The sequence below is a fragment of the Candidatus Syntrophosphaera sp. genome, from assembly GCA_019429425.1.
Lineage (GTDB): Bacteria > Cloacimonadota > Cloacimonadia > Cloacimonadales > Cloacimonadaceae > Syntrophosphaera.
The window spans coordinates 1-6,969 of sequence record JAHYIU010000105.1 but is presented as its reverse complement, the minus strand read 5'-3'; the positions used below and the strand labels follow the sequence as shown (position 1 = coordinate 6,969).

5 protein-coding genes and 1 tRNA gene are annotated in these 6,969 nt (G+C 55.5%); 3 read left to right on the top strand and 3 right to left on the bottom strand.

Features of this window, described 5'->3' with window-relative positions; translation table 11 throughout:
• Positions 1-471: 471 nt before the first annotated feature.
• Complete coding sequence (locus K0B87_08990; protein MBW6514871.1) at positions 472-2,148, top strand: SBBP repeat-containing protein; 1,677 nt, start codon at positions 472-474, stop codon at positions 2,146-2,148.
• Between the two features lie 11 nt (positions 2,149-2,159).
• Here K0B87_08990 and dxr read toward each other — a convergent pair whose 3' ends face one another.
• The 3 genes from dxr to K0B87_08975 all read right to left on the bottom strand — a co-directional run bounded on the left by dxr (position 2,160) and on the right by K0B87_08975 (position 5,243).
• Positions 2,160-3,311 carry a 1-deoxy-D-xylulose-5-phosphate reductoisomerase gene (gene dxr / locus K0B87_08985; protein ID MBW6514870.1) on the bottom strand — a complete coding sequence of 384 codons (1,152 nt, stop codon included), beginning with the start codon at positions 3,309-3,311 and terminating at the stop codon, positions 2,160-2,162.
• Positions 3,305-4,258 (bottom strand): hypothetical protein, encoded by a 954-nt coding sequence (locus tag K0B87_08980; GenBank protein ID MBW6514869.1) that lies wholly within the window; start codon positions 4,256-4,258, stop codon positions 3,305-3,307. Before K0B87_08980 ends, dxr begins: the two co-directional genes overlap by 7 nt.
• A gap of 121 nt (positions 4,259-4,379) precedes the next feature.
• Complete coding sequence (locus K0B87_08975) at positions 4,380-5,243, bottom strand: hypothetical protein (protein ID MBW6514868.1); 864 nt, start codon at positions 5,241-5,243, stop codon at positions 4,380-4,382.
• A gap of 548 nt (positions 5,244-5,791) precedes the next feature.
• Here K0B87_08975 and K0B87_08970 point away from each other — a divergent pair.
• The gene (locus K0B87_08970; protein MBW6514867.1) at positions 5,792-6,577 is read left to right on the top strand and encodes a hypothetical protein; all 786 of its coding nucleotides are present in this window, start codon (positions 5,792-5,794) and stop codon (positions 6,575-6,577) included.
• 182 nt (positions 6,578-6,759) lie between these two features.
• A tRNA-Ile gene (locus K0B87_08965) sits at positions 6,760-6,835 on the top strand.
• Positions 6,836-6,969: the final 134 nt, after the last annotated feature.

Below are 6,969 nucleotides of genomic sequence, written 5' to 3'. Positions count from 1 at the left end.
CCTCGATCTCCTCTACCACTGTGCGTTTAAACTCTTCGCTGTAGCGGACTTGGGGACGTGTTTTCTTCATTGGTCATACTCCTTACTATAGGTTTTTGGTCAACCTATTTCAGGACGGGTCACCCTCTTTCCACGCTGTCTATCACTTGTCTATCCACTGTCTATCACTTGTCTATTATAGACAAGTGATAGACAGTGGATAGACAAGTGATAGACAGCGTGGAAAGAGGGAGATCCGGGGCTGGTTTACTAATTCTCCACGATTTTTCCCAGAAAAGATGGATGATAGATGGACCCAAAACAACGATAACAAGATGGCTTGGGGATGATCAGGAGCTGCGAAAGCCCTTCCGGGAGCGAGAAATTGCTTGACAAGACAGGAAGCGGGTAAAATAGTAATAAGGAACCGTTTTTGCATAACAATGTTGCGAAGATCCGCATGGACGGATCCGGGGAGGAAAGTTGAAAAACATGAGAGGTTTTCTGTTCTGCGCCGCCTTCGCCTTGGTCGCGCTCGGCATGTCCGCGCAAGCGCCAGACTGGGTTTGGGCTGTCCGCGCGGGCGACATAGGGCATGACCGGGGGCACGCCATCGCGGTGGACAGCCAGGGAAATCAGTATGTGACCGGCCTTTTCTGGGGCAGCGTGGAGTTTGGCTCCGTCACCCTCATCAGCGCGGATAACTACGACTCCGATATGTTCGTCTGCAAGCTGGACAGCGCGGGTAATTTCCTCTGGGCCGTAAGCGCTGGTGGAATCGGCCATGACAGGGGAACGGGCATCGCGGTCGACAGCGCGGGTTATGTGTATGTGACCGGGATATTCACAGGTGCCGTCTTCTTCGGCCCTTTCCACCTCAGCAGCGGCGGGGGCAGCGACATCTTCGTGGCCAAACTGGACCAGGGCGGAAACTGGCTTTGGGCGGTGCGGGCAGGCGGTCCGGACTCCATGCCGGATTATTATGAAGACCAGAGTTACGGCATCGCCGTGGATGGGGCCGGAAATGCCTTTGTGACCGGACAGTTCCTGGGTTCGGCCAGCTTTGGCAGCATTTCCCTAAGTTCCTCCGGAACCTATGATTACGATATTTTCGTAGCCAAACTCGATGCGGGCGGAAACTGGGTCTGGGCCCAAAGGGCGGGCGGATCAAGCTGGGACCGGGGCCGGGCGGTCGCTCTGGACTCATCCGGAAATGTCTATTTGACAGGATACATCAATGGCAGCGCGGATTTTGGCGATACCGTGATCACTGCCGCAGGCAGCTATGACATCTTCGCGGCCAAGCTGGACCAGGGCGGAGACTGGCTTTGGGCCGTGAGGGCTGGAGGGGCCTGGCAGGAATGGGGTTCCGGGATAGCTGTCGGTCCGGATGATGAGATCTATCTGACCGGGACTTATCACGGGCCCGCGAACTTCGGCTCCATCGCGCTTCCCGAGACCAGCGTCTACAAAAACTTCGCCGCTAAGATGGACGCGGGGGGAAACTTCCTCTGGGCGCGGGAAGTGGGCGGACTGCACACCCAGAATGACGATTCCGCCATTGCCGTGGATGGCTGGGGCAATGTCTGTCTCACTGGAGTATTCTGGGGAACGGCCAGCTTTGGCGCCACAAGCTTCACCAGTTATGGATATTACGACCTGTTTGCCGCGAAAATGGACTCCAACGGTAACTGGCTCTGGGCCAGGCGGGCGGGAGGGCCCGAACACATTTATGGGATCGGGATCGCCGTGGACGCTGCCTCAAACGCTTATTTAACGGGGTTTTTCTTTGGCTCGGTGGCCTTTGGCCCGATCGGCCTGACAGCGGACGGGCCTGGGTCTGAACTCTTTATCGCCAAACTCTATTCCGGAGTGCCGGTGGAGGATGAACTTGTTTCTGGCTTGGCGGGGCTTTCAAGCTTGTCGGCAGCCTGGCCTAATCCTTTCCGCCAAGGCGAAACGGCCAATATCACAGCTTGCGTGGCCAAAGGGGAAAGCGGAATTCTGAGCGTCCACAACCTGCGCGGGGAATTGATCTTCCGCAGGGAATTGGGCTCCGGGGAACAGCAGATCAGCCTCGACAGCCGGGACCTGGCCTCGGGGGTTTATCTTTGCCGGTTGCGCACGCCCTCCGGAACGCAGGTCAGGAAGCTGGTGCTGATCAGATAGGGAATCCAGGCCTATTTGTATTTGTCCAGAATGACTTGCCGCACTTCCTGGTTGGCCTCGATGATGCTTTCCAGGCCGGGTGCGGCGATATTGGGGTAAGCGCTCACGGCCCGTTCGCAGACCCGGTGGATGCCCGTAAATCCGATCTTTCCGCTTTGAAAAAGCTGCAGAGCGGCTTCATTGGCACTGTTCAGCACCGTGGGCAGGATGCCCCCCTCGCGCGCGACCTCCAATCCCAGATAGTACAAGGGATAGCGCTCCGGCTCGATTGGCGCGAAGTTCAGGTCGCCCAATTCCAGCAGATTGGTCTGAACAAGCTGAGAGGGAAAACGGTCCGGATGCGATAGGGCGTAGAGGATGGGTAATTTCATGTCCGGGCTGGAAAGCTGGGCCAGAAAAGAGCCATCGACGAACTCCACCAGGGAATGGATCACGGACTGGGGATGCAGCACCGCGCTGATCTTGTCATAGGGCAATCCGAACAGCCAATGCGCCTCCATCACCTCCAGAGCCTTGTTGAACATGGTGGCGCTGTCGAGAGTGACCTTGGCCCCCATGTCCCAATTGGGATGGCGCAGCGCCTGTTCAGGCGTGATCTTGGCAAATTCCTCAAGCGGCAATGTGCGGAAAGCGCCTCCGGAAGCGGTTAGGTGGAGCTTTCTGACCTCGACGCGGGGATGGGGGCCGAGGGCTTGGAAGATGGCGCTGTGCTCGCTGTCCACGGGGACGATCTGGGCTCTCTTTTCCTTTAGCAGCGGGATCAAAAGGTGTCCCGCCATGACCAGGGATTCCTTGTTGGCCAGGGCCAGTTTTTTGCCCCGCTCCGCGGTCGCGAAGCTGGAGCGCAGGCCCGCCGAGCCGCTTATGGCGTTTAAAGCAAGGTCGTAATCCTCACCGGCCAGGGCTTGCAGCAGCTCGGCTTCGCCAAAGAGGACGCGCAGATCGGGATATTCGGCCCGGATCGCGCTCTGCTGCAGGGGATCAGAGATCCCGGTCAGAACGATCACGGGAACATTGAATGCTTGGGCGATCCGGCCCAGAGAGCGATGATCGACATGCGCCGAAACCAGGGCCAGGGAAAAGTGGTCCCGTTGTTCCTTGACCACTTCCAGCGTGGAAGCGCCAATGGATCCGGTGGCGCCCAATAGGGCGATCTTCACCATCGGTAGCTGAGGGCCAGCCTTTGCGAGGAGCCCAGGGCGTCCGGAGCCCCGTTGCGCCAGGCGTAATCGAGTCCGAGGCTGTTCCAGCGGACTCCCAACCCGGCGGTGAAACTGTCGATGTCCCAACCCGCCATGACGTTCAGCGCTGGAATGGGCTGGACCAGAATCCCCGCGTGCAGGTCGGCGCTGAAGATACCGGCGTCGAGATTGGAGGCTTCGCCGCGATCCTCGGCATAAACTTGCGAGCGGAGGGCAAGATGGACGGGAATGTCCTTATTGAAAGGTTTTAAGCCGTAGCCCAGTTCCAGGTCAAGATTGGGTCTGGCGATCTCGTGGGTGCCATTCTCCCAGATGATCTGGGTGGAGAAGAAATCGCGTAGGTTGGCGGCGGCTTTGAAGCCCTTGCCCAAGTCCCAGAGCAGGCCGAGGTCCGCTCCGAAGCCGAATCCGGAGTTCTCAGCCAGGTTGCGGTAGGCCAGCTTGGGTGTGAGGCCCAGGTGCAGATTGTCACGCAGGGAACGGGCCAGGCTGGCTTGGAGGATCACGTCGTTGTTGCCAACCGTTTTCCAGACCACGGGGCGGTTTTCGTTGCTGAGCGTGTCAGAGGGATCCTCCAGTTCGGTGAGCTTGATCTTGTTAATGGCCAGATGGTTGATCTGCAGGGAAGCGCGGGTTTTTCCGCCAAACACGGCGGATAGCTGGTTTTGCTGCATCAGGCCCTCGAAATGCTCCACCCGCATCACTTCCACGCCGCTGTTCTCAGCTACGGCCAGCAAGGCCGGATTCCACCATCCGCCGGCCAGAGAACCGGTCCAGGTCAGGCCGGTATTGCCCATGGCCAGGTTTTGCACTCCCGGCGCGAGTTGGAATATCTCCCCGGCGTATTTGGTGGCGCCAAGGGTTGTGCTGATCAGCATCAGCACGAGGATCATCTGCAGAAATCTCATATGTTTCACCTATCAAGACAATATATCCGAAGCGGGAGATTAGTAAAGGGAATTATTCCACCCGCAGGGGAGCAAAGATCAAAACCGGGGTCAGCAGGCCCGGAAGGCCCGCGGGAAGTGATCAGACCGATTTGTCCTTCTCGAAGAACTCCGGATTGTCATGGAAAAATTGGTCTATGCCGCTCCAGAAACCATGGACGTCCTTGCTGCGCTTCTTCAGATAGCGATAGCCAAGGAAAGAGACGATGGATGCGCCGAGGAAATTGACGATCATGTCCTCCATGGTGTCCAGAACGCCCAGGCGCGTGTCGAAATAGCCATAGACAAGCTCAAGGTCTCGCGCCTTCTGCATATTGGCCCCGGTTATCGCGTCGGCCAGATACTCAAAGATCTCCCAGGCAACCCCCACCAGCATGGAAAAGCTCAAGGCGAAAAAAGCGATGAAAAAAGGGCTCAGCCGGCGATGGATGTATTTGTCACGGTTGAGGGTATAGACCAGGACAAATCCAGCATAGCCGATGAAGGGGGCGGAACTGAAGTGGGCGATCACGTCCCACCATCTGTAATGGTAATAGAAATGGAAGACCTCTCCCAAAAGCATGGACACGACAATGTAGATGAAGATGATGACCTGAAACAGCGAGGGGATCTTCATCCTTCTCTTTCTCTGCAGCCTGAGGGGCCAGAGAAAGATAAGGACCGCGATGACGGCAATGCCCACGGTTTCCCATTTTTGCTCAAGGCCTCCAAAGACGATCGACACCAGGCACAGACCTATGGCCAGAAACCTCAACGGCAGCGGGAATCTGACGCTTTTGAATTTTGAATACATGGCAAAGAAAACAAACATGGACAGGGTCAGCAACGCCGTGGCCACTTCCTTCCAGGCCTGCAAATAGAGCTGGTACAAAGCCACAAGGCCGGTGAGGCTGACCAGAAAGTGCCACAAAATTGGTTCTGTCTTGCTGAGGCTGATCTTCTTCATGGATCGCTGCTCCTTGTCGGCATTATTCGTTTCTCATTACATTGCATTCGGGGCTTCCCCAAGACTATCCTGATGCTGATCCAAACCTGGCGGCGTATTGCTGGGGATGCTCCAAATCATCCCCAGCCATGTGCTGGCAGCCTGATTCATGTATCTGTCACAACCGTCCTGCGCTTGTTTCTAACGCCAAGCCATTCCTGGGGATTTGGCAGATATGTCAAGTAATTTCACTTATCTGTTGATTTGCATAAACATCTCGGAGCACGTACTGCCAGGCGCTGGGCGGAGCGCAATAATGCTATGGGAGCAGGCAACCGGGGTAACTTCAGGAAAAAACCTTGACGGTTTTGAAAAGAAAAAATAAGGTGCATTTCCTCGTGGTTGGATCAGGTAAGAGAATCTGCATCAAGCTCTTGGATATAGAATGTGTTTGGCCGGGGATGGCCCGGGTGAAGGTTTGGGCCCCCCAAGAGAGTATAGCATTAAACAATCTGCTCAACCCAAAATAATAACTGTGAAGTAAGGCAACTTGCTTCAAAGGAGAAAAGATGAGTTACAAAAACGTTCTTATGGCTGTCGCGCTGGTCGCTGTGTTGATGTTGGTGGCCTGCAGCAGCGTGCCCAAGGAATTGACCCTCAGCGTAAAAGGTGTCTCGATCACTGGTGACGCCAAGCAACATTTGAAAGTAGCGGACGGGGACTACATATTGAAGTCCGTCATGAACACCATCACCCTTACCCCGAACTTGGAACTGATGGCCAAGATCGAACCGGAAGTTCCGGCCATCGATCCCGACTGGAAACTGGTCCTGCTGGACAAGAACGGCACTGCCCTCACCTATGCTGAGCCTTTCAGTCTGACCTCCCCGGTGGAAAAGATCCAGGATCTGCTCAAAGGAGAGTTGGGAGACCAGGTGCTCGTAACCTTCGAATCAGGCGTGGTGACGGACAAGGCCATCCACAAGATGATAATGACCGAAGCTGCCGGCTTCGAGATCATCGATGCCAACTATGTGGAAGTGGTCCCCATCGAAGAAGATCCTGTGGTTGTGGAAAAACCCGTGACCAAGCCCCCAGTCACACCCAAACCCCCCGTCGTTGCCAATGAATGGGACTCTGTGCTGGATACCTATGAAAGCTATGTCAACCGCCTGATCGTGCTTTCCAGAAAGGTGAAACAGGGCGATCCGACCGCCATGACTGACTTCCTGAAGATGAAGGAACAGACGGAAACCTTGGATCAGAGACTGGGTGCCGCGAAGGACATGACCGCAGCCCAGTTGTCCAGATTCCAGACCCTCCATCAGAGGATGGCCAACGCTTTGGCGACCTAACCCAGATCCAATCGTTAAAGACAATATCAGGGCCTGGCCTCGTGCCATGCCCTGTTTTTTTTCTGCTTCTGCCTGATCGTGTTTTCCTTTCCGACAGTCTGTCAGAGTGCAACTGGTATTGTGGGCGGCGATTTAGCTTGACAGAAAAGTGCCCCGAAAATCAAAGGAATGAACAATGTGAGGGGCCTATAGCTCAGCTGGTAGAGCTTCCGGCTCATAACCGGATGGTCGGGGGTTCGACTCCCTCTGGGCCCACCATTTTTTTTGGCTCAAGTTCAATTATGGTGGGTAGAAAAAACTTGAGAGGAACGAGGCATGAATTTTAATGACACTACTAATAACCACAAAAGGAGTGTCTCATGCAAGTTCCTCTCAAGGACCAAATATCCGAA